Source organism: Streptomyces sp. 135 (assembly GCF_020026305.1).
GTDB lineage: Bacteria > Actinomycetota > Actinomycetes > Streptomycetales > Streptomycetaceae > Streptomyces.
The window spans coordinates 8,002,695-8,024,666 of record NZ_CP075691.1 but is presented as its reverse complement, the minus strand read 5'-3'; the positions used below and the strand labels follow the sequence as shown (position 1 = coordinate 8,024,666).

The following is a 21,972-nucleotide window of genomic DNA, read 5'->3' as shown; positions in this document are numbered from 1 at the left end:
CCTTTGTGTCGCGTAGAAGGACAAGGGCAGGATTCGGTCGCGGTGGCGCCGGTAGTTGGCGGGACCGCAGCCGTGATTGCCGGCCTGTCCCCGGGGTGACCGAGAGACGTTCGTGGATCTCTCGTGGCCACCCGCTCACCCCAGGTTAACCAAATGAGCGCGCCCGCGCTCGATGGAATATCAAAGCTGTGTAAATTCCGGACAAGGGTGCCGGTGCGGATGCGGGCGTTCGAGCGGCCGTGCGCCGGCGCGTACTACCACTTACCGGGCGCGTAGTCCTTCAGGAAGACGCCGAACAGATCCTCGCCGGCCTGGCCGCGCACGATGGGGTCGTAGACCCGCGCCGCGCCGTCGATGAGGTCCAGGGGGGCGTGGAAGCCCTCCTCGGCCAGGCGCATCTTGTCGGGGTGCGGTCGCTCGTCGGTGATCCAGCCCGTGTCGACCGCGGTCATGAGGATGCGGTCCTTCTCGAACATCTCCTGCGCGCTGGTGCGCGTCAGCATGTTCAGGGCGGCCTTGGCCATGTTGGTGTGCGGGTGGCCCGCGCCCTTGTAGCCGCGGCCGAAAACTCCCTCCATGGCGGAGACGTTCACGACGTACGCGCGGCCGTCCTCGTTCGCCGCGGCGGCGGCCGCCATGGCGGAGCGCAGGTGGCTGATGAGGATGAACGGCGCCGTCGAGTTGCACAGCTGTACTTCGAGCAGCTCGATCGGGCCGACCTCCTCGACGGTCTGGATCCAGCTGTTGGTGTCGTGCAGGTCGGGCACCAGGCCGCCCGCGTCGATCGCCGTGCCGGCCGCGATGCGCTCCAGGGAGGCCGACCCCGTGACCAGCGCGAGGCCGGTGACGTCGTCGGCGGTCAGCGCGCCGCCCCCGGCGACCGGCAGCGCGGCCACGGCGCCGGAACCGAAGGTGCCGATCACCTCGGAGGCGGGCAGCTCACCGGCGGGCAGCGGGGCGGACTCGGCGGCGACCAGCTCGCTGTAGGCCTGGGGGGAGCGGCGTACGGTCTGCGCGGCGTTGTTGATCAGTACGTCGAGGGGGCCCTCGGCGGCGACCGACTCGGCGAGCGCGACGACCTGGGCGGGGTCGCGCAGGTCGATGCCGACGATCTTCAGGCGGTGGATCCACTCGTCGCTGTCGGGCATGGCCTTGAAGCGGCGGATCGCGTCGCTCGGGAAGCGCGTGGTGACGGTGGTGTGCGCGCCGTCCCGCAGCAGCCGCAGCGCGATGTACATGCCGATCTTGGCGCGGCCGCCGGTGAGCAGGGCGCGCTTGCCGGTCAGGTCGGTGCGGGCGTCGCGGCGGGCGCGGTTCTCGGCGGCGCAGGGCTGGCAGAGCTGGTGGTAGAACGCGTCGACCTCGACGTACCGCGTCTTGCAGGTGTAGCAGGAGCGCGGGCGCTGGAGTATCCCCGCGATCTCGCCCTTCACCGAGGAGGAGGGCAGCACGCCCGCCGTCTCGTCGTCGATGCGCTCGGCGGAGCCGGTGGCGGTGGCCTCGGTGACCGCGCGGTCGTGGGCGGTCTTGGCGGCGCGGCGCTCCTGGCGGCGGCGCTGCTTCACCGTGCGGTAGATCCCGGCCGTCGCGCGGCGCACCGCGATCGCGTCGGGGTGGTCCACGTCCAGCTTGTCCAGCTCGTCGAGCACGCTGAGGCAGACGGCGAGACGGTCCGGGTCGATGCCGGGGCCGTACGCGACGGTCCCCTCGTGGCTTTCGTCTGTCACCGTCATCGCCGCTGTCCTCGTGTCATTCCGTGCCGCGGTCCGTCCGGTCGTCCGCAAGCTCTCAAAAGCGGAACTTTACGTAGCTCAGGGCCCCGTCACCAAACCCGTGACCTGGCGCACACCGTCCCGTGGGCTCGCGCACACCGCCACGAGGGCCTCGAGCTCGTCCCGCACGCTCCGCGCGAGGAGGTCCAGGTCGGGTACGGCGGCGGCGTCCGCGACCAGGCCGTAGTGCACCCGGCCCCGGTACGTGGACACGGCGACGGCGAGCGACTGGCCCCGGGCGAGCGGCGCGAAGGGGTAGACCTCTGCCAGACGGCTGCCGCCGAGCCGCAGGCCGATGCCGGGCAGCGGGACGCTGGTGACGAGGACGTCGAAGAGCAGCCGCGCGGCCTGGGCCACGACCGGGCCGACGAGGCGGTGCCCGAGGGACGGCACGTGTTCGGCGAGCAGGGCGAGGGCCCCCGCGCCGCGCTCGGGCCCCGCCTCCTTGTTCCGGTCCATGGCGGCACGCACGCCGCGCAGCCTGGCCAGGGGGTCGTCGTCACCGACGGGGAGCCGGACCAGATAGCCCGAGAGGCGGTTGCCCGGCGGCTGGGCGGTGCGCGGGCGGCGCCGCGAGACGGGGATCAGGGCCCGCGGCTCGACGCCCTCGCTGCCATCGCCGCGCTCGTCGAGCCAGCGCCGCAGGGCTCCGGCGACCACGGCGATCAGTACGTCGTTGACGGTGCCGCCCACGGCCTTGCGGACCTGGTGCACGTCGTCCAGGTCCAGGACGATCCCCGCGGTGCGGCGGGTGCCGGTGGCGGACGAGGTGAGGGCGGCGCAGGAGCGGACGCCGAGGCCGGCGCGCGCGACCGAGGCGCCGATGCCGAGGGCCCGGCCCAGTTCCGTGACAGCGGCGCGGGGGTCGTGTTTCTCGCCGGGGAAGGGAGGCGTCGGCTCTGACGTCACCTGCGGAGTGTCGTCCGGTTCGCCTGCACGGGGGTCGTGCTGGCCCTGTGCCGGTGGAAGGCCTCCTGCGAAAGTCGGGCATGGCCGCACCGCGTTCCGCACGGCCGGCCAAGATCGTGACGTGCGTCGGGTTCCCTGCGCCTGTGAGGACAAACGGGAGCAAACGGCGTCTTTGGGTTCGGCCGGGTAGGCGGGACTTCGGGGGGTGCCGGTGGCGTCTTCGGGGGGCGCGGGCTTCAGGGGGACGCCCCGCTATGCGGGTCACGCATAGCCTTGGAGCCCCTCGGCGGCCACTCCCCCGACCCGCGCCCAACAGCCGCTCACTCGACCCGTTGCCCCTTCCCCAGCGCGATCACCCCGCCCTTCGAGACCGTGTACAGCTCCTCGTCCCGCTCGGGGTTGACACCGATCGTCGCGCCGGGCGGGACGTCGACGTTCTTGTCCAGGACCGCGCCGCGCACCACCGCGCCCCGCCCCACCCGTACGTTGTCGTGCAGCACCGAGCCCTGGACCACCGCGCCCTGCTCGATCGTCACGCCGGGCGAGAGGACGGAGCGGGTGACCTGGCCGCGGATGACACAGCCGGGGCTCACGACGGACTCGCCCGCGATGCCGCCCGCGCAGAACTTGGCGGGCGGCAGCCCGCCGGAGTGGGTGTAGATCGGCCAGAGCCGGTTGTCCAGGTTGAAGACCGGGTGGTCGGAGATCAGATCCATGTGGGCCTCGTAGTACGAGTCCAGGGTGCCGACGTCACGCCAGTAGCCGTGGTCGCGCGGCGTCTCGCCGGGCACGTGGTTGCCGTCGAAGTCGTACACCTGGGCCAGCCCCCGTTCGGTGAGCATGGGCAGGATCGAACCGCCCATGTCGTGCGCCGACTCCTCGTTCTCCGCGTCCTGTTGGAGTGCGTCGACGAGAATCTTCGTGGTGAACAGGTAGTTGCCCATCGAGGCGAAGACCTGGTCCGGGGCGCCCGGCAGGCCGGGAGGATCGGCGGGCTTCTCCAGGAAGCTCTCGACACGCGTCCCGTCGCGCGCCGGCGTGATGATGCCGAACGACGGCGCCTCAGCGCGCGGCACCCTGATCCCGGCGACGGTCACGGCCGCGCCGTTGTCGATGTGCTGCTGGAGCATCTGCCGCGGGTCCATGCGGTAGACGTGGTCGGCGCCGAACACCGCTATGTAGTCGGGCTGTTCGTCATGGACGAGATTGAGCGACTGGAGGATCGCGTCGGCACTGCCCGAGAACCAGCGCGGGCCGAGGCGCTGCTGCGCGGGCACGGGTGTGACGTAGTTGCCGAGCAGGCTCGACATCCGCCAGGTCGTCGTCACATGCCGGTCCAGGGAGTGGGACTTGTACTGCGTCAGGACACAGACACGCAGGATGTCGCCGTTGACGAGGTTGGAGAGGACGAAGTCCACGAGGCGGTACGTCCCGCCGAACGTGACCGCTGGTTTGGCCCGGTCGGCGGTGAGCGGCATCAGCCGCTTCCCCTCCCCGCCGGCAAGCACGATTCCGAGCACCGAAGGTCCACCGCGCATACCAGTCTCCTACCTGTCGGCGTGCAGGATCTCCTCGTACACCTCGACCGTGCTCCGGGCGACGGCGTCCCAGCCGAATTCCCCGACGGCCCGCCGGCGTCCGGCCGCACCCATGGAGGCGGCCCGTCCGGGGTCGGTGGCCAGTTCGTTCAGGAGCAACCCGAGGTCACGTTCGAAGCCGTCGGGGTCCTTCGGCTCGTAGGGGACGAGCAGCCCCGTCGTGCCGTCCTGTACGACCTCCGGAATGCCGCCGACGCGCGAGGCGACCACCGCCGTGCCGCAGGCCATCGCCTCCAGGTTGACGATGCCCAGCGGTTCGTACACCGAAGGGCAGACGAACAGCACGGCGTGGCTGAGGAGTTGGACGACCTCGGGGCGCGGCAGCATCTCTGGGATCCACTGGACGCCCGCACGGCCGCGGCTCAGCTCCTCGAAGAGCACGCGGAACTCGGCGTCGATCTCCGGGGTGTCGGGGGCTCCGGCGCACAGGACCAGCTGGACGCCCGGGTCCAACCGGCGCGCGGCGCGCAGCAGATGGGGCACACCCTTCTGCCGGGTGATGCGGCCGACGAACAAGACGTACGGGCGCCCGGAGTCGATGCCGAGGCGCTCCAGGACGTCCGTGGCGGGGTCGGGACGGTACAGGCCGGTGTCGATGCCGTTGTGCACGACGTGTACCTTCGCCGGGTCGACGGCCGGATAGCAGGCGAGGATGTCCTCACGCATCGCGCCGGACACCGCGATCAGCGCGTCGGCCGACTCGGCGGCCGTGCGCTCGGCCCAGCACGACAGGGCGTAACCGCCGCCCAGTTGCTCGGCCTTCCAGGGCCGCAGAGGCTCCAGGGAGTGCGCCGTCATCACGTGCGGAATGCCGTGCAGGAGCTTGCCGACATGGCCCGCGAGGTTGGCGTACCAGGTGTGGGAGTGGACGAGTTCGCGACCGGCGAGCGCGGCGGCCATGGCCAGGTCCACGGAGAAGGTGCGCAGCGCGTCATTGGCGCCGTCGAGCTCGGACCAGGCCCGGTGGCGCACCAGACCCTCGGACGCGCCGTCGCCCCAGCAGTGCACGTCGAGGTCGACGAGGGAGCGTAACTCCCTTGCGAGGAACTCGACATGGACGCCCGCCCCGCCGTACACATCGGGCGGGTACTCCCGGGTGAGCAGTCCCACTCGCACGCAGAACCCTCCGTCGTCCGCCTGATGTCGGCCGCGCCCCCTCATGGTCACCCAGACGCGGCCCCGGGGGAAGAGCGCTGCGGCGGCCGGTCGAAGCAGCAGTCGCCGCACACGCCGCCGCCGGGGCACCGGTAGTACAGACAGCAGCTGCGGCGCCGGAACGCGGTGCCGTCCAAGGTCCCGCTGCCGCGCAGGTCAGGGTGGTCGAAGAGCGCCGAGGCCAGGCCGAGCGCCTGCTCCCCCACGTCCTCGCGCCCCTCCCGCACCGCCCAGCCGTGCAGTTCCCGCGCGGCTCCCGCGAGCGCGGAGCCCGCGTTGCCCCACAGCAGCCCGGCGGAGATCCGGTACCGGGAGCGCAACGCGTCGGTGAGCGGCGCGAGATGCCCGTGCTGCACGACCTCCCGCACGGTCCCGGCGTCGGCGGACAGGGTGCGGTTGCCGCCGAGCCACAGGTCGTCGGGCGAGGTTCCGTCGGCGTCCCAGCACAGCAGGGCCGGGTCCAGGTCGGGCACCGCGCCGTACAGCGCCGCGGAGCCGAGCGCGACGGACCAGAGCCGGGCGGCGAGCCCCAGCTGCGCCACGGACACCGCGATGCGCTCCTCGGGGGCGCCGAGCCGCAGCGCCACCTTCCCGACGCGGAAGGCCAACGGGTCGGCGCCGGTCGGTGGGTCGTACACCTTTGTGAGGGGCACGGCGCCGACGGGCCCGGGAGCCGGGCGCAGCGCGAAGAAGCCGCCGACGGATGCGAGTTCTGCCAGGTCGATGGGGGTGTTCACGAGAGCAGTACAGCAAGCCCCCCGCCGCCCGTGCTCCGCGGGGCCTCCGCCTCTGCCCGTAGGCGCCGCACGCCTTGGGGAGGACACGGGCGGGGGCGTACTCCATCGGTAGTAGGACCGATTGCCTGCTCAGGTACGACGACGCGAGGCGATCCGCGCGGCATCGTGGTAACCATGGAAGCCGACCGTTCGCCTCGCCGGGACCACCGGACGCACCGCACGCCGGGGAGCACCTCATGAGTGCCCTCGCGCTGTCCGTGCTGCTCTCGCTCGTCTCCGCCGTTGCGTACGCCGGCGGGGCGATCCTCCAGGAGCGCGTGGCGGCGACCACGCCGGAGCGGCGGTACGCCCCGCTGCGCCGCGGCACCTGGTGGACCGCTGTCGCGCTGAACGGCCTTGGCGCCCTCCTGCACGTCGTGGCGCTCGCCTACGGTCCGCTCAGCCTCGTCCAGCCGCTGGGCGCCCTGACCATCGTCTTCGCCCTGCCGATGGCCGCGCTGTTCGTACGCCGCCGGGCCGGGGCCACGGCCTGGCGCGGCGCGCTCATGGCGACGGTGGGGCTCGCCGGGCTCCTCTCGCTCACCTCGGCGTCCGGCGCGCAGTCCCTGGACAGCGCCGAGCGCGTCGTACTGGCCCTGGCGACGGGCGGCGGCGTACTCGCCCTGATGGTGGCGGCACACGCGGTGCACCGGCACCCCGTGGTGCGCAGCGTGCTGCTGGCCTGCGCGGCCGGCGCCGCCTTCGGCATCGCCTCGGTCTTCACGAAGACGGTGGCGGTGGACTGGGAGGACGGCATGGCGTTCGGCCGGCAGCTGCCGAGTCTCGGCGTCATCGCCGTACTGGCGGCGGCCGGGGTGCTGATCTCGCAGGCCTCGTACCGGGGCGCGGGTCTCGCGGCGCCGCTCTCCACGGTGACCGTCGTGAATCCCGTGGTCGCTGCCGCGGTCGGCCTGACCCTCTTCGGAGAAACCTTCCGCTACGGCACCATGGGCACCGTTCTGGCGCTCGGCTGCGGTGTCGTCGCCGCGGGCGGCCTGATCCTGCTGACCACGGAGCGGATCGCCAGGGAGACGTCGACCGCCCCTGAGGCCGGGGCCCCGGAGGCCGGGCGGCTGCCATCGGCGGCTGTGGCGTCACCGGGGTTCCAGGGGGCTCCGGGGTCCCAGGGGTCGCTGACGCCCTCCGCACCGGCGCTGCCGGCACCCGCGCCGCCGGTCCCGGCCCCGGCCCCGGTGGAGCCACTATTCAGGCCCGAGGCGGCGCTTCCCGCCGTGCCGTCACAGCTCGTTCCGCCGGTGACGGCGCCGACGCACCGCCTGGTGTCGCACCGGCGCCCGAGGCGCCGGGAACACATCGGGTCCTGAGCGGCATCGCCGCACCGCGGCGTCCTGGAGCCGGCCCGCCTCAGATGCGCACGCCTCGGGCCCGCAGGTAGGCGAGCGGATCGATGTCGGAACCGAAGCCGGGCCCCGTCCGCACCTCGAAGTGCAGATGCGGGCCAGTGCTGTTGCCGGTGGACCCCGACCGGGCGATGCGCTGGCCCGCGCCGACCTGCTGCCCGGCCCTCACCGAGAGCGCCGACAGATGCCCGTACTGGCTGTACTTCCCGTCGGTGTGCCGTATGACCACCTGGTAGCCGTAGCTGCCGCCCCATCCCGCGGAGACGACCTGCCCGGCGGCGACGGCCTTCACGGACGTTCCCGTGGGCACGGCGAAGTCGACACCGGTGTGATAGCCCTTCGACCACGAGCCGCCCGCCGCGCGGTAGGGCGTGCTGGGGGACGCGGCGATCGGGGCTGAGGCGGCCGACGAGGTGGCGGGCCGGGCCTGCTTGGTGGGTGCGGAGGAGGCCTTCGAGGAGCGCGGCTTCTCGCGCTCCTTCTCGGCGGCTTTCCGCTCGGCGGCTTTCTTCTCTTCCGCCTTCCGCTCGGCAGCTTTCCTCTCCGCGGCCTTCTTCTCCGCGGCCTTCTTCTCCACGTCCCTCTGTCGCGCCGGAGCCCCGGCCCGGTCCTCGGCGCGCCGATCGGCCTGGTCCGTGCCGTGGGCGACGCGCCCGCCCTGACCGTGTACGGAGAGCCGCTGCCCCGGCGTGATCAGGTCGGGATCGGCGCCGATGACCCGCCGGTTCGCGTCGTACAACTGCTGCCAGCCGCCGCGGACCCGGCGCTCGTCGGCGATCCCCGAGAGCGTGTCGCCGCGCACCACGGTGTACATCTCGGCGGTACCGGCGGTGGACTGCGGGGTCACCTCCGGCTTGACGTCCCTGACGTCGCGCTTGGGCGGCTTCGGCTTGCTCGGGGCGCGGGCCGGGGCGACGTCGGGCGAGCCGCCGCCCTTGGTGAGGCCCGCCTTCGCGGAGCACACCGGCCAGGCGCCGGGGCCCTGCGCACCGAGAACCTTCTCGGCCACGGCGATCTGCTGGTCCTTGGTGGCCCGGTCGGCACGCGAGGCGTAGGCCGTGCCACCGTACGCCTCCCAGGTGGACTGCTTGAACTGGAGGCCGCCGTAGTAGCCGTTGCCGGTGTTGATGCTCCAGTTGTTGCCGGACTCGCACGCCGCCACCTTGTTCCAGGTGTCGACGTCGGCGGCGCCGGCGGTGCCCGCCACGGTCAGCGGGAGCGCCATGCCCGCGCCGCCCGCGGTGACCGTGAGCGACGCACGGTTGATGCGGTTCGGCTGATACTTGCGGTGCCGGCCCCGTACGGCCATGGCGAGCCCCCTCGGACACACGTCATCACGGATTGCACACATCGGACACACGACAAGCCCGCAAGCTAGCCGGTCGGACCAATCCATGACAAGGGCCGGGCATCGAGGGGGCGTTGACAAATCAGCCCTTCAAGTACCCTTCGATCCAGCGGAGCTGGACTCCCTGCTGGTAGGGGCCACCGCCCTCGTGATCGTTGAAGGAGTACACCTCCATCGAACGCTCGCTCCCCGCGTACGCGTTGAAGGCGGCGAACACCGTGGAGGGCGGACACGTCTGGTCCTCCAGGGCGGCGGAGAAGAGGGCGGGCGCCCGCCCCCGGGCGGCGAAGTGCACGCAGTCGAAGTAGGAGAGTGTCTGAAAGACGCGCTCCTGCCCGCCCCGCCGGGCCTTCAGATACAGCGCGATCTCGTTGTACGGCGGCCGGTCGGTGAGGGTCGTGGCGCGCGGGAAGTCGCACAGGAACGGCACGTCGGGCGCGATGGCGGCCAGGTCCGGCACGAGACCGCCGACCGCGAGCGTGAGGCCGCCGCCCTGGCTGACGCCGAGCGCGGCGACCCGCGAGGCGTTCACGAGGGGGTGGGCGCGGACGGCCTCGACGGCCCGGACCGCGTCGACGTAGAGCCGCCGGTAGTAGTACTCGTGCGGGTCCTCGATGCCGCGCGTCATGTACCCGGGGTAGGCGGGCCCGCTGCCCACGGGGTCCGGGGTGTCGCCCTGCGCCCACCCGCCGCTGCCCTGCCCACGGGTGTCCATGACGAAGTGCGCGTACCCGGCCGTGGCCCACAGCAGATGCATGTGCGGCAGGCCGCGTCCGCCGCCGTATCCGATGTACTCGACGACGGCGGGCAGCTGTTCCCTCGCGCCTGCGGGCAGAACCAGCCATCCCTTCACGGGATGCCCGCCGAACCCGGCGTACGTGACGTCGAAGACCCGCACACCCTCCAACGGCAGTTCCACCGCCTCGAACCGCGCGTCCAGGTCGTGCTGCCGCGCCTCCAGCAGTGTCTTCTCCCAGAAGGCGTCGAAGTCCTCGGGCTCCGGCAACTCGGGGCGGTAGTGGCGCAGTTCGTCAAGGGGCAGATCGAATTGGGGCACGGGCGGCTCCTCCTTCGTACACGGCGTCGGAGCCTCACGCTATGCCAGTCGTCCCGCGCCCGGCAGGGGCGCTGACACGCCACAGGGGCGGGACCGGTCGGTCCCGCCCCTGTGGGCGCGTGTCAGGACACCCTGTGCGCATGTGTCAGGACAATGGCCCCGGCTGGGGCTCGGGCGGCGTAGGTTCCGGTCCCGGCGGTGTGGGGATCGGGGACGGCGACGGCTCCGGTGCGGGCCGGGGCTCCGGCCGCGGCACGGGCTCCGGGTCCGGGAAGGGCCTGTCCGGCCCCGGAGACGGCGGTCCCGGAGAGGGCGGCGCCGGCGGTACGGGATCAGGGAACGGATGGGTCATTGCGATCCTCCAGCCAGTGGTTCGTCGGCTTCTCCCCCGCCTACCCGACACCCCCGGCCCCAAGCCTGACACCATTCCGGATCCGTCGCCCAGCCGGTGGGGCAGACGCGCGACCGCCCCTGGGCGCTATCGGACCCCGGCCGGACCCGCCGCATTCGGCGCCGTCACCCCGGGCGCCTCACCCGCACCGTCCGCGACGACGGCGGCCGCGGCAGCCGCGAGCCCCACCCGAGGGCTGGCGAACACCGGCACCGGCCCGTCGGGGACGAGCTCCGACGCCGCCGCCATGGACGCCTGCGCCAGCACGACCGCGTCGGCGTCCCGCACACCGCGGATCGCCGCCGCCACCGCCCGCGCGTACCCCTGCGCATCCCCCGCCAGGAACCGTGCCCACGCTCCGTCGACCACGACAGGGCGCACCACGACCCCGCGTCCCGCCGTGCGCGCCTCCTCCTCGACCAGCGCCACGGTCGGCGCCAGGGTCGACTCGACGGTGGCCAGTACGACGACACGCGAGCCGGCGGCGACGGCCGCGGCCGCCATGGGCCGGTCGACCCGCAGCACGGGAACACCCACCTGCGGGCCGAGGGCCTCGGCGACCGCCCCGATGCTGGAACAGGTGCACAGAACGGCCCGCGCCCCCTCCCCCACGGCCTTCACCAGAGCGTCCCGCACCGCCGGAGCGACCGCCTCGGGCCCTTCCCGCCCGGCCCGCTCCAACAGGGACTCGTCGACGTGATGCCGGAGCGCGAGCCCCGGATGGTGGGCGTCCCGCAGGCCGTCGAAGACCGGCACATGGACGGACGACGTATGTAGCAGCCCCAGGGTCACCATGCCGACGGGTCCGTCCGGACCTCGTCCAGCGCGGCCCGCATCAGCGCGTCGGAGGCCGCCGGGGCCTGCTCCGGGTGGCGCTCGGCCCACTTCACGACGTACGAACACAGCGGCGCGACCGCGGCGCCCTCCCGTGCGGCGATGGCGTACAGCTCCGCGGTGAGCTCGCCCGCGATGCCCTTGCCCTCATGGGCGGACGCCACTTCCGTGTGCACGGGCACGAGCGCGGTCTCGGCCGCGCCGCCGGGCACCTCGTCGGACTCGGTGCCGGGCACGTCCAGCGTGAAGTAGTCGATGTGCCCGACGACCTCACCGCCGTCGGACGCTTCGAGCACTCCGCGGGCCCGGTCGTCACGGATCTCCACGCTCATCGCCTCTCCTCGCAAGTGACGCGGGACGCGCGCCCCGCTTCAGACGCTCAGCGGACTCCGCGCCGTCTCCGGGTCCCCGGGCACGGCCTCGGCGGGATCGTCACCGAGGGCGACCACCCGATTGGCCTCGTCGACGTGCACGACCCGCGGCCGCAGCGCCCGCGCCTCGGCGTCCTCCACCTGGGCGTAGCTGATGATGATCACCTTATCGCCGGGATGGACCAGGTGCGCGGCCGCGCCGTTGATTCCGATGACACCGCTCCCGCGCCGCCCCTCGATGGTGTACGTCTCCAGGCGGGCGCCATTGGTGACATCAACGATGTGCACGAGCTCGCCGGGCAGCAGATCAGCGGCGTCGAGAAGGTCGGCGTCGATGGTGACGGACCCCACGTAGTGCAGGTCGGCCTGGGTCACCGTGGCGCGATGGATCTTGGACTTGAAGAGAGTACGCAGCACTTCGGACTCCTGTAAGACGGCTCCCTGCCTGCTTTCTGCAGGTCAGGTGCGCTTTTCACTGTACATCTGATGCCGTTCTCCGCGGTCGGAGCGGACATGCGCGGTGAGCACGCTCTTCTACGGCAGCGGCGTCAGGACCGGCGCGGTCACCTCGCGCAGGCGCCTGCGCATGTCGCCGTGCCAGGTCAGCCGCCGGCCGCCCGCGCCCTGGGCACTCGCCTGCCACCGCGGGTCCGCCTGTGCCGTGAGGTCCAGTTCCTCCAGGATGTCCGTCCCGAAGAGGGCGTCGGTGTGCGCGCAGACCCAGGCCATCGGCTCGGCCAGGCCGAACTCCGCGACGGCGGCCCCGACGTCGCGGCGTACCTGAGGTGACGAGCGCCGCCACTGCCGCAGGATGTCGGCGAACTGCGACAGCGCGAGGTCCTTCGTCACGATCGTCCGCTGGAGCCATCCCTCCCGGAAGACGTGCAGGCACAGGAAGAGGAAGGCGTGGGGTGTGCTCAGCGCGGGCAGGACGCCGCCGACGACGGGTACGGGTGCGATCTGCTCGACCACGCGGCGCATCGGCACCTGCCACGCGCTGCCGTGCCAGGTGAGGCTGTTGGCGACGTCCACGGAGACATGCGGTACGCAGATGTCCTCGGTGAGCAGCCTGAAGTGCGGGAGGTGGTCCGGTGACATCCGGTACGACCGCCGGTCGAGCCGGGGCATCTCCTTCAGTTGCCCGGTCTCCGGGTCGAAGACGGCGTCCGGCGTGTAACCGAGGTCGATCAGTGCCGTCCTCGTCCGCTCGCGGTCCTCCGGAGCGATCATCAGGTCGATGTCGTTGAAGGAACGCACCGCGGTGTCGTCGTACAGGGTCGTCTGGAGCGTCACCCCCTTGGTCCAGGCGGCTCGCACCCCGGCGCGGGCGAGCCCGTCGGAGACCCGGGCCGCCTCCCGGGTGAGCAGTCGGCCCCGGTGCTCGCTCAGCCGCAGCTGGTTCAGCACGGGGGTGCGCAACCGGTGCGGCAGTGCCTTCCGCAGCCCGTGCCGGTTGAGGAAGTCCGCGAGGGCCGGCAGCAGGTTGTGGCGCATCGCCTGCTGGATGAGCTCTCCGTGGTCGAAGTCCGGCCGCTGCAGATGAGTGGCGCGGGCGTCCGGTTCGGCGTCCAACCCCTGGTGCTCGGCGACCAGTTCGATCACGGCCCAGGCGGTGTCGTGGCCGCCGAGCGGATCGAGGCGGTCCCGGGAGTACCGCACCGTCATCAGGCGCCGTATCCGTGGTGCTCCCCCACCGGCCCGGCGGTGGAACGGCGCAGATCATGCGAGACGCGCATGCGTCGGCGGGCCTCGGCGCGGTCGATCGGGTGGCTGTCGTCCCAAGCGATCGAATTGCGCATCAGCGCGGCGAGCGCCGGGTCGATGCCGTCGAGGTATCCGGGGTGGCGCATGTACGAGTACGAGGTCTGGCCGCCGGTCGGTTCCTCCATGGACTGGACGTTCATGTGCAGGGTCCTGCGGAACTGGTCCGGTGCGCACGATCCCCGGTGCAGCATGTGGTAGTTCATGTAGATGACGTCACCGGGGCCGCACTCCACCTGGACCTCACCGGGCAGCGGGCCGGTACTCCGGGCGTAGACGGCCTCGCGCTCGACCTCGGTGAGGGGCCGCCGGTGGGAGCCGGGGATCGCCCGGAACGACTTGTCATCGGTCAGGCAGACGTTGAACTGCACGTGTCGGGGCTTGCCGTTGGGTTCGAAGTGCTCGTGCTCGTGGTTGTCCTTGTGCCAGTTGAGCTCGTAGGGCATGAATTCCGGCGACCAGAGCAAGTGGGCCGCCCAGAAGCGCAGGTTCGGGCCGAGCACGGCATGGCTGAACTCCATGAACTTCCGGTGGCCGAACACCGCGCCCAGTTCCGGCTCGTAGAGGTTCGGCGCGAACATGTTGTCGACGCCCCAGGTATCGACGGCGCCCTCGACCCTGTTGGTGTATCGGGGTACGGTCGGCGCGTCGAAGGCCGACGGATCAGCCCGCACTTTGCCGACCACCCGCTCGCTCGCGGCGAGCATGCCGGCTACTTCTTCGGGAGCGAACACGTCCCGGACAACTGTGTATCCCTGGACGGCGAACCGCTCCACATGAGCTTCCAGGGTTTCTTCCGTCGGTGCCGCACTCATCTGAGCCGCCGCCTTCCCGTCGAAACGGTTCGGACTCGATTCCTTGCGGGCTGAGGTTATCAGCGCTTTACCCGACCGGCACCGACTTCAAGTTTCCGTTTAAAGTCCCACGCCGCAGGTAGAAGGCGGCCGCTTCGCACCCGTACAGTCACAGGGAATTGGAGCCCTTCATGCCAACGACAGTGCTCGTGACCGGCGGAGCCGGTTTCATCGGCAGCCACACCTGCGTCGAACTCCTGAGGAACGGCCATTCCGTGGTCGTGGTCGACGACCTTTCCAACAGTTCACCGCAGGCCCTTGCGAGGGTGGATCAGATATCAGGGAAGCCGGTCCACGCATTCCACCGGGTGGACATCAGGGACCGGTCCGCTCTCGCCGACGTGTTCACCCGCCATCGCCCGGACGCGGTGATCCACTTCGCCGCTCGAAAGGCGGTCGGCGAATCGGTCGCCCTGCCTGTCGAGTACTACGACACGAACGTGGCCGGAACTCTCACCCTGTTGTCCGTCATGCATGAGCACCATGTGCGGCGCCTGGTCTTCTCGTCGTCCTGTTCGGTCTACGGAAACGCGACCAAGGTACCCCTGGGCGAGCTGGACCCGGTCGGACCCACGAATCCGTACGCCGCGTCGAAGCTCATCTGCGAGCAAGTGCTCGCCGATCTCTGCCGGCGTCTGCCGGACTGGCAGGTGCTGGCCCTGCGCTACTTCAACCCGATCGGCGCCCACGCCAGCGGCCTGCTGAACGAGGAGCCCCGGGGCGCGCTGAACAACATCATGCCGCTCCTGACCCGCATCGCGGTCGGCCGGCTGGACCGGCTCGACGTGTACGGGGATGACTACCCCACCGCTGACGGCACGGGCGTGCGCGACTACATCCACGTCGTGGACGTCGCGGAGGCTCACCGCACGGCCGTGGAGCGCATCGGCGAGGCGAACGGCATGCGCACCTTCAATCTCGGCACCGGCCAGGGCACGTCGGTCCTCCAGCTCGTGCGCGAGTTCGAGCGGGTGTCGGGGCGCACCATTCCCTACCGGGTCACGGGGCGCCGCCCGGGGGACGTGGCCGTCCTCGTCGCCGATCCGACCGCGGTCGCCCGGGCGTGGAACTGGACCACCACCCGGGACCTCGCCGCCATGTGCCGCGACGCCTGGCGGGCCCAGCAGCGCAATCCGGTGGGCTACCGCGCCTGACGCACGGCGGGCTACCTCGCCTGACGCGCATCGCACCGCAGCAGATCGCGCGGGTCCACGGTCTCCAGGTAGGCGCCGAGAGGCCGGTCCAGGCAGACGCGGGCAGCCGCGCGGGCAGCCGTGGAGCAGCCCTGGACGGCGACGCCGACGCGGCTGGCCGCGAGCAGGTCGGCGTCGTTGTCGCCGTCCCCGAAGGCGACCACTCGGCTCAGGTCCTGCTCGCCGAAGCGTTCGGCGAGCAGTTCGGCCAGGCCGGTCGCCTTGCCCCGGCCGGCCGCCGTGAACACCGTGGCGTCGAAGGCGTTGAGGGGCCGTCGTCGCGTGCCGGCGACGTCCGCAGGTGCGGCGTCGAACACCACCAGCCGGCTGACGGGTCCCGCCGGTGCGGCGACGTCGATGTCCCTGCGGGGGATGCGGTACGCCATGGCGTACGCAGCCGCGGCGCGGCGACTGGAGGCGACGAGCCGGCCCCCGCCGCACGAGGCGACGACGTCCGCGCAGGCCCGCACCACCTGGTCCACGGCCGGCAGGGGCAGCGTGGCCGCCGTCCGGCAGTGCCCGCCCGCTCGGTCGAGGACGACGTCACCGTCTTCAAGGAGCACCTCGGGGTGGAAGAGGGTGAGCAGCGGGTCGGCCCCGGCCAGCCGCAGGAACCCGGGGAGCGATCGCCCGGTCACGACGATCGGGAGCAGGCCCAGGTCGCGCAGCCTGGACGTCCCGGCCAGCACCGCCGCGGTCGTCGCGCCGCCCGCGTCGAGCACCGTGCCGTCCAGGTCGAAGGCTGCGTACCGCAGTCCGCCTTCGGCGCGGTCGGGCAGCGCGGCGCCTATTCCGCCACCTTCTTGTCGAGGAGGCCGACGATGCTTTCGAGGGTCGCGAAGTTCTCTATGCCCAGTTCGTCGTCCTCGAAGAGGACACCGAATTCATCTTCCAGATACAGGGTCAACTGGACACTGGTCAGGGAATCGAGGCCGTGCGCGGAGAGCAGATCGGTCTCCGGGAAATCGGTGGGCGAGTTCAGCAGGGCACCGACGTTTTTCCGGACCTTCTCGGTTATCTCGCTTCTTTCCAATGGAGTCCTCACAGCCTCGCGAAATGGGCAGCCATTTCGGATCAGCCTAGGATCGGCCTCGGTTACCGTCAACGACATTCAGTCTCCGCTGGATGACCCCAGATTTCGTTGGCGCGGGTTTGTGTCCGCTGCTACGATCCACGACCGGCTCGCGTGCCATCGGCGCAACCGGACCTTTTCGGGCGAGAAAGAGGTAAGCACTCCGTGATCATCCGAACCGAATACGCCAAGCTGTACATGGATACGCAGTTGAACCACAGCTCGGGGTATTTCACCGACGCCGACATGTCGTTGGACAGCGCTCAGCGGGCCAAGACCGACGCGGTGTTGCGCAGTTGTCGGATCCGGCCGTCGATGCGCCTCCTGGACATCGGCTGCGGCTGGGGCTCGACCGCGCGCGCCGCGGCCGACGCGTACCGGGCCGAGGTGACCGGCATAACGCTGAGCAGTGAGCAGCACGCGTACGCCGTCGCGCGGGAGACGGACCGACCGGCCGGCCGGCGCGTCGATTTCCGCCTGCAGCGGTGGGAGGAATTCGACGAGCCGGTGGACCGCATCATCTGCGTCAACGCATTCGAGACCTTCGAGAACAAGGACTCGTTCCTGCCGCACTGCCGTGCCCTGCTGCCGCCCGGCGGGGTCATGGTCATGCTCGCGGTGACGGCGGAACGGCCGATCTTCCGGGTCACCCCCAAGGGCCGGGTCGTCACGCTCGGCGAGAGCGCCGGGTTCGATGTCGCCGTCTCCGATTCCCTGAGCGCGCACTACGCGAGGACCCTTGAGCTCTTCGTCGAGAACCTCCGGCGGAACAGGGCGGAGGCGGTCGCGCTCGCGGGTGAGGTCGAAGTGGACAAGCAGGTGGCGCACTACGCGCAGTGCGCGGAGTTCCTCCGGCGCGGCATGAACGACATGTTCGAGTTCGTGTTCACCGCTCGATGAGCTCCGCACGGCCCCGGCGACCCGGCCGCTCAGGTGATGCGGAGGGGAACCGCGGGCGGGCCGTCGGCCAGCACCGCGCGCACGAGGGCCACGAATCCGGGCGGGCGCACCACTTCCGACGAAGCCGCCAGTTCGTCCAGTGGCCACCACCGGGTCTCCTTGATGACCTCGCGCTCGCTGTCGGTCATGAACTCGCCGGTGGTGCGGGTCTCGCGGCTGAGGCAGAGGAAGTAGCGCTCGTGGCTGCGCACCCGTCCGTGCTTCGGCAGGTCCAGTTCGAGCTCGCGGAGCCACACTTCCCTGCCGATCTCGACGCCGACCAGACCGGTCTCCTCGTACAGCTCGCGGGTGAGCGCCTGCTCGGCCGTCTCCCCCTCCTTCACTCCTCCCCCGGGCGTCACCCAGTAGTGGAGCAGGTGCGGATTGGCCGGGTCCACCGGCGTCGAGTCCTCGGCCCGCAGGAGCAGGACCTCAGCGGATTCGTTGAGCACCAGACCCCGCGCCGAGGGCCGTACGCGCATGTGTCCGTCCCTCCTCATGCCGCCGCGGCACGCGTGTGCCGGCGCAGTCGCTCCGCACCGGCCGCAATCTTACGGAACGCCTCTGCCATGCCCGTCAGCATCCGTGTCGACAACGGCTGCGGATAGGCGGGCAGCCGCCAGGCCGATCTCACGTACTCCTCGCTCCGCGGCAGGTCACCGGCCCGGTACAACCGCCGGTCCGGGTCGACGGGGTACGTGGTGATGCCGGTCTCGGCGCGGGAGAAGAACGGTTCCCTGTGCAGGGGCAGCGACGTCGGCACGGTGGCCGGGACGCCCTCGGCCCGCAGGGCGTCGATGAACACCGAGCGGGGCAGCCCGCCCCACTCCGCCGGGTCGTACAGCGGCTGATAGCTGTAGCCGCCGTGCCGGGAGACGTGGTCCTGCCGGGGCGCCGGGGCGAGTCCCGGTGTGTCGCGGAGGATCTCGTCGTACGCGCGGAAGTTGCCCGCACGCCATTCGAGGTGCTGGTCCAGCCGTTCCATCTGCCCGATGGCCAGCGCCGCGCCGAGCGGATGCATGCGGTAGTTGAGGCCGTAGCCGAGTTTCGCGAAGGGCACCAGGTCCGGTGTGCTCACCTCCGTTTCGGACCGCGCCGCGAAGTGGCCGAGCATGACCGCACGCTCGTAGACGGTGGTGTCCGATGTGACGAGCATCCCCCCTTCGCCGGCGGCGACGAGCTTGCGCCCCTGGAGGCTGAACGCCGCGACGTCGCCCCTGGTGCCGACCTCCGCCCCGGACGTCGCGGCGCCGTGCGCCTGGGAGCAGTCCTCCACCACCTTGAGGCCGTGGCGGCGCGCGAATCTCAGGGCGCGCTCCATGTCGACCGGGTGTCCGGAGAGATGGGTCACCACCATCGCGCGCGTACGCGAAGTGACGTGCCGTTCCGCGTCGTCGATGTCGATGTTGCCGGTGTCGGGTTCGGCGTCGACGAGGACCGGTGTCGCGTTGCACGCGACGATCGGCATGACGGTGGCCAGATAGGTGTACGTCGGGGCGAGCACCTCGTCGCCCGGGGCCAGCCCGATCCCGAAGAAGGCCGAGTGCAGGGCCGCCGTGCCCGAGCTGGTGGCCAGCGCGTAGGGGCGGTCGAGCCTCGTCTCGAACAGGCCTTCCAATTCGGCGACCATGCCCTCGCTGGCGTCGTACGAGATCTCGCCCCGCCGGGCGGCGTCGGCGACGCGGGCCACGTCGGCCTCGCTGACGACGGGCCACACCGTCCGGGCCGGTTCGCGCACCGTCGGCTCGCCGCCGAAGATGGCCAGTTCACTCATGCGTGGGCTCCTTTTCCAGGGCGTCCGCCGTGCGCAGCGCACGGACCAGGGCGTCCGCGTCCGGGTGTCGGACGCGGATCAGCCGGACACCGAGAGGTGCCAGGCGCCGGAACAACTCCTTGTTCGCCCGGCGTTGTTCGCGGTGGACGCAGATCGCGTACCAGATGATCGAATCGGGGCCGATCGCGTGCCACCACGTCTCGACGTTGCCGGCCGACCACAGCGGCTGGCGGCGCCGGGCGCGCCCCACCGTCCGCCGGACCAGGCGCGGCAGGCCGACCCGCAGCGGGGTGTCGACCCAGACGACCACGTGCGCCCGGGCGGCGTACGCCTGGACCGCGGCGCCGTACTGGCCGTCGACCACCCATCCCGGCTCGTCGGTCCGCGCGGCCACCGCGTCCAGGAACTCGGCGGTGTCGGTCGGCACCCATCCCGCGGCCCAGAACGCGTCGTCCAATTCGACGTGCCGCAGTTCGAGCGCGGACGCCAGCCGTCGCGCGAGGGTCGACTTGCCCGCGGCCGGCGTACCGACCACCCAGACGTTCACTCCAGCGCTCACGTCCGGTCCAGGGCGGCTACGAACTTCACGGCGTCCGTCCAGTCCATGTCCTCGGTCAGTTCGAACAGCGGACCCGTGTGCTCCCCGCTCTCGACATCGGGGTCGCCCGCCACCCACGCGACCGCCTCGGCGGACAGGCCCGCCTCCGTCAGCCGCCGCCCGAATGCGGTGTCCTGCGGACGGATCGCGGAACCGCCGACCGAGAAGTAGCGGACGATCGTGGCCATCCCCTCGGGCGCGCCCGGGGAGACGTGGACGCCGTTGCAGCGGGTCGACACCCGGTCCAGCCCGAGCGACCCGCGCTCCCTGAGCAGGATGCCCTTGATCGAGTGCGGCTCCGCGTCCCTCGGGTCGGTCGCACCGATGAGGTCGCGCCGGATCACCGGCAGCGCCAGCTCGGACCAGCATTCGAGCAGCGCGATCGCCCCGCCCGGCGCCGTGAAGTGGGCGACCTGCTGGGGGTGGAACGGATTCAGCACGACCAGGTCTTCGCCGTCGACGGACGCCCGGATCGCGTAGGTGCCGGTGCCCAGCTTCGCGACCTCGGTGTTGCGGGTCAGCAACTCCAGTGCGAAGGGCGTCAGTTCCGGGACCTCGCCGAGCAGCTGGAATCCCCCCACGACGCGGCCGCCCGCGGCTCGGAACCCGGGGTAGGTCTCGTCCAGACGCTCGACGGCGGCGGGCGACATGCCGGCCTCGCCCGTGCGGGCGATGCGGTTGAGCGCCGGGTAGTGCGACTCGACGACGGCGTGCCGGGCGACGAACCCGCTCGACAGGACACGGACCGCGCCGATCTCGACGCCGCGCTCCGTCAGGACGTCCAACACCCGGGCGAGCGGCCTGGAGCCGTCACCGCCCCGGGGGAGCACCAGCTCGGGTTTGAGCATCACCAGGAACTGGTGCCGGTCGGCATGGCCGGCCGGTGCGTACGGCCGGACCCATGCCTCGGTCTCCGCCAACGGCTGTGCGGCGCACCGCCGGACGGCGGCGGCGATCGTGGCGGCGAGTTCGTTCACCACATCGTGATCCCGTCGAAGACGAGCTCCCTGGTCACGTCGCCCATGTTCGCCAGCCGCTTCGCGATGATGGCGTCCGCGACCGAGCGCTGATCCTCGCTCAGCTCGCCGTGCGCCTCCACCACCACCTCGTCCGGTTGGTCCAGGCGGGCTTCCTTCGAGGTGAAGATGTGCGTGTCCACCGGCAGGCCGATGGCCTCGCTCACCTCCCTGGCCAGTTGGTGTGCGAGCACGCCGTACAACTTGCCCGTGTGGTCGAGCGGGTTCTTGCCCGCCGGGGCCTCGATGCTCATCGAACGCATCGGTGTGATGAGGCCGTTCAGCCGGTTGCCGCGGCCGACGACACCGACGTCCCCGGTGTCCGCGACCGAGCCGAGCGCGGTCAGGTAGGGCCGCTTGTTCCGGTCGGTGGGGTTGAACAGGAGGTCGGGCTCCAGGCCGAAGGTCTCGCGCAGGTACTCCGCCACGTGCTGCCGGCATTCGGCCTTGCGCCGCAGGTAGGTCTCCATCGAATCGATGTGGCGCGCGAGGAAGGGCATGTTGACGATCAGCCGGTACTCGTCCTCGCGGCGGCTGCCGAAGACCTTCACGTCCCACCCGGTGTCCGGGTGCTTCTCCTTGAACCCGGCCCCGTTGATCAGCTGTTCCGTGCCGTGCACCATCGATTCGAGCGTGCTCAGCGGGTAGTAGCCGTGCAGCAGGTTGCAGTCGTTCGACACCAGGTCGGTGTCGCCGATCTCGATCAGGTCGTCGATGACCTGCGGGCGGTAGCGGGAGTGCCCGCGCCCCGATCCCTGGTGGTCCACCACCTCGCACTGGACGGTGAGGTGGCGCTTCGGGTCGAACCCGGTGGTCACCTCGGAGAGTGTGTCGGCCGCCGCCCGGAACAGGATCTCCTCGAGCGGGATCGGCTGGTCGGCGTAGCGGTACGCGCCCTTGCCCGCGTACAGCACGGTGTAGGGCTTGGTCAGTTCGCCCTCACCGAAGTCGATGGTGGCCTCGCCGCCGAAGAGCACGACCTTGTCGAACCAGTGGTGTGCGACCCGGCCGAAGTGCTCGACGCAGTACTGCGCGTAGTAGCGCGAAGCGCGTTCGGCGATCGCGTCGCACATCGTGTCCGGATGGCCGACCCCTTTCCGTTCGACGAGTTCGTAGGCGGGTGTCGCCGCACTGCCGTGGGAGGCGGAAACGATGGAGACAAAGGTCCCGGTCACCGGGTTCCTCCGTGAGTA

General features: G+C 71.3%; 21 protein-coding genes and 1 pseudogene. 3 read left to right on the top strand and 19 right to left on the bottom strand.

The features are described 5' to 3' along the window. Positions 1-254: 254 nt before the first annotated feature. From KKZ08_RS35525 to KKZ08_RS35505, 5 genes and pseudogenes are all read right to left on the bottom strand, one after another. Positions 255-1,733, bottom strand: coding sequence for an SDR family NAD(P)-dependent oxidoreductase (locus tag KKZ08_RS35525; RefSeq protein WP_223778345.1), 1,479 nt, complete (start codon positions 1,731-1,733; stop codon positions 255-257). Between the two features lie 78 nt (positions 1,734-1,811). Further along, positions 1,812-2,633 (bottom strand): annotated as a pseudogene (locus tag KKZ08_RS35520) (WS/DGAT domain-containing protein); the annotation flags it as partial. A 368-nt stretch (positions 2,634-3,001) separates the two neighbouring features. Next, a complete protein-coding gene (gene glgC / locus KKZ08_RS35515; protein ID WP_223778344.1) occupies positions 3,002-4,219 on the bottom strand; it encodes a glucose-1-phosphate adenylyltransferase in 1,218 nt (405 codons plus the stop codon). A gap of 9 nt (positions 4,220-4,228) precedes the next feature. Further along, entirely contained in the window at positions 4,229-5,395 is a 1,167-nt protein-coding gene (gene glgA, locus KKZ08_RS35510) for a glycogen synthase (RefSeq protein WP_223778343.1), read from the bottom strand. A 47-nt stretch (positions 5,396-5,442) separates the two neighbouring features. Then, entirely contained in the window at positions 5,443-6,171 is a 729-nt protein-coding gene (locus tag KKZ08_RS35505; protein ID WP_223778342.1) for a (2Fe-2S)-binding protein, read from the bottom strand. A gap of 236 nt (positions 6,172-6,407) precedes the next feature. Here KKZ08_RS35505 and KKZ08_RS35500 point away from each other — a divergent pair, with 236 nt between their 5' ends. Beyond that, on the top strand, positions 6,408-7,535 hold the full coding sequence (locus tag KKZ08_RS35500; protein ID WP_223778341.1) for a DMT family transporter: 1,128 nt from the start codon (positions 6,408-6,410) through the stop codon (positions 7,533-7,535). A 40-nt stretch (positions 7,536-7,575) separates the two neighbouring features. Here KKZ08_RS35500 and KKZ08_RS35495 read toward each other — a convergent pair whose 3' ends face one another. From KKZ08_RS35495 to KKZ08_RS35465, 7 genes are all read right to left on the bottom strand, one after another. Next, positions 7,576-8,880 carry a transglycosylase family protein gene (locus KKZ08_RS35495; protein WP_223778340.1) on the bottom strand — a complete coding sequence of 435 codons (1,305 nt, stop codon included), beginning with the start codon at positions 8,878-8,880 and terminating at the stop codon, positions 7,576-7,578. A gap of 121 nt (positions 8,881-9,001) precedes the next feature. After that, entirely contained in the window at positions 9,002-9,976 is a 975-nt protein-coding gene (locus tag KKZ08_RS35490; RefSeq protein WP_223778339.1) for an acetylxylan esterase, read from the bottom strand. 478 nt (positions 9,977-10,454) lie between these two features. Further along, positions 10,455-11,162 (bottom strand): aspartate/glutamate racemase family protein, encoded by a 708-nt coding sequence (locus KKZ08_RS35485; protein WP_223778338.1) that lies wholly within the window; start codon positions 11,160-11,162, stop codon positions 10,455-10,457. Continuing rightward, positions 11,156-11,533 (bottom strand): GNAT family N-acetyltransferase, encoded by a 378-nt coding sequence (locus KKZ08_RS35480; protein WP_223778337.1) that lies wholly within the window; start codon positions 11,531-11,533, stop codon positions 11,156-11,158. Before KKZ08_RS35480 ends, KKZ08_RS35485 begins: the two co-directional genes overlap by 7 nt. Before the next feature lie 39 nt (positions 11,534-11,572). Then, a complete protein-coding gene (gene panD / locus KKZ08_RS35475) occupies positions 11,573-11,989 on the bottom strand; it encodes an aspartate 1-decarboxylase (RefSeq protein WP_223778336.1) in 417 nt (138 codons plus the stop codon). A 117-nt stretch (positions 11,990-12,106) separates the two neighbouring features. After that, a complete protein-coding gene (locus tag KKZ08_RS35470; protein ID WP_223778335.1) occupies positions 12,107-13,237 on the bottom strand; it encodes a nucleotidyltransferase family protein in 1,131 nt (376 codons plus the stop codon). Beyond that, positions 13,237-14,148 (bottom strand): phytanoyl-CoA dioxygenase family protein, encoded by a 912-nt coding sequence (locus KKZ08_RS35465; protein ID WP_223778334.1) that lies wholly within the window; start codon positions 14,146-14,148, stop codon positions 13,237-13,239. The genes KKZ08_RS35470 and KKZ08_RS35465 overlap by 1 nt, the downstream gene beginning before the upstream one ends. Positions 14,149-14,318: 170 nt before the next feature. Here KKZ08_RS35465 and galE point away from each other — a divergent pair, with 170 nt between their 5' ends. Then, positions 14,319-15,341 (top strand): UDP-glucose 4-epimerase GalE, encoded by a 1,023-nt coding sequence (gene galE, locus KKZ08_RS35460; RefSeq protein ID WP_223778333.1) that lies wholly within the window; start codon positions 14,319-14,321, stop codon positions 15,339-15,341. Between the two features lie 11 nt (positions 15,342-15,352). Here the strand turns inward: galE and KKZ08_RS35455 are convergent, their stop codons facing one another. Both KKZ08_RS35455 and KKZ08_RS35450 read right to left on the bottom strand, forming a co-directional pair. Continuing rightward, entirely contained in the window at positions 15,353-16,102 is a 750-nt protein-coding gene (locus KKZ08_RS35455; protein WP_223778332.1) for an HAD hydrolase family protein, read from the bottom strand. A gap of 65 nt (positions 16,103-16,167) precedes the next feature. After that, the gene (locus tag KKZ08_RS35450) at positions 16,168-16,491 is read right to left on the bottom strand and encodes an acyl carrier protein (RefSeq protein WP_223778331.1); all 324 of its coding nucleotides are present in this window, start codon (positions 16,489-16,491) and stop codon (positions 16,168-16,170) included. Positions 16,492-16,617: 126 nt separating this feature from the next. On the opposite strand from KKZ08_RS35450, the gene KKZ08_RS35445 reads away from it, so the two are divergent. Next, a complete protein-coding gene (locus tag KKZ08_RS35445; protein WP_223778330.1) occupies positions 16,618-17,352 on the top strand; it encodes a class I SAM-dependent methyltransferase in 735 nt (244 codons plus the stop codon). Positions 17,353-17,381: 29 nt separating this feature from the next. Here the strand turns inward: KKZ08_RS35445 and KKZ08_RS35440 are convergent, their stop codons facing one another. Genes KKZ08_RS35440 through KKZ08_RS35420 form a run of 5 tightly spaced genes read right to left on the bottom strand, consistent with a single transcriptional unit; the run spans position 17,382 to position 21,954 of the window. Next, positions 17,382-17,873 carry an NUDIX domain-containing protein gene (locus KKZ08_RS35440; protein ID WP_223778329.1) on the bottom strand — a complete coding sequence of 164 codons (492 nt, stop codon included), beginning with the start codon at positions 17,871-17,873 and terminating at the stop codon, positions 17,382-17,384. 14 nt (positions 17,874-17,887) lie between these two features. Further along, on the bottom strand, positions 17,888-19,165 hold the full coding sequence (locus KKZ08_RS35435; RefSeq protein WP_223778328.1) for a DegT/DnrJ/EryC1/StrS family aminotransferase: 1,278 nt from the start codon (positions 19,163-19,165) through the stop codon (positions 17,888-17,890). Continuing rightward, positions 19,158-19,724 (bottom strand): hypothetical protein, encoded by a 567-nt coding sequence (locus KKZ08_RS35430; protein ID WP_223778327.1) that lies wholly within the window; start codon positions 19,722-19,724, stop codon positions 19,158-19,160. Before KKZ08_RS35430 ends, KKZ08_RS35435 begins: the two co-directional genes overlap by 8 nt. Then, positions 19,721-20,740, bottom strand: coding sequence for a hypothetical protein (locus tag KKZ08_RS35425; protein ID WP_223778326.1), 1,020 nt, complete (start codon positions 20,738-20,740; stop codon positions 19,721-19,723). The genes KKZ08_RS35430 and KKZ08_RS35425 overlap by 4 nt, the downstream gene beginning before the upstream one ends. Continuing rightward, on the bottom strand, positions 20,737-21,954 hold the full coding sequence (locus KKZ08_RS35420; protein ID WP_223778325.1) for a methionine adenosyltransferase: 1,218 nt from the start codon (positions 21,952-21,954) through the stop codon (positions 20,737-20,739). The genes KKZ08_RS35425 and KKZ08_RS35420 overlap by 4 nt, the downstream gene beginning before the upstream one ends. Positions 21,955-21,972: the final 18 nt, after the last annotated feature.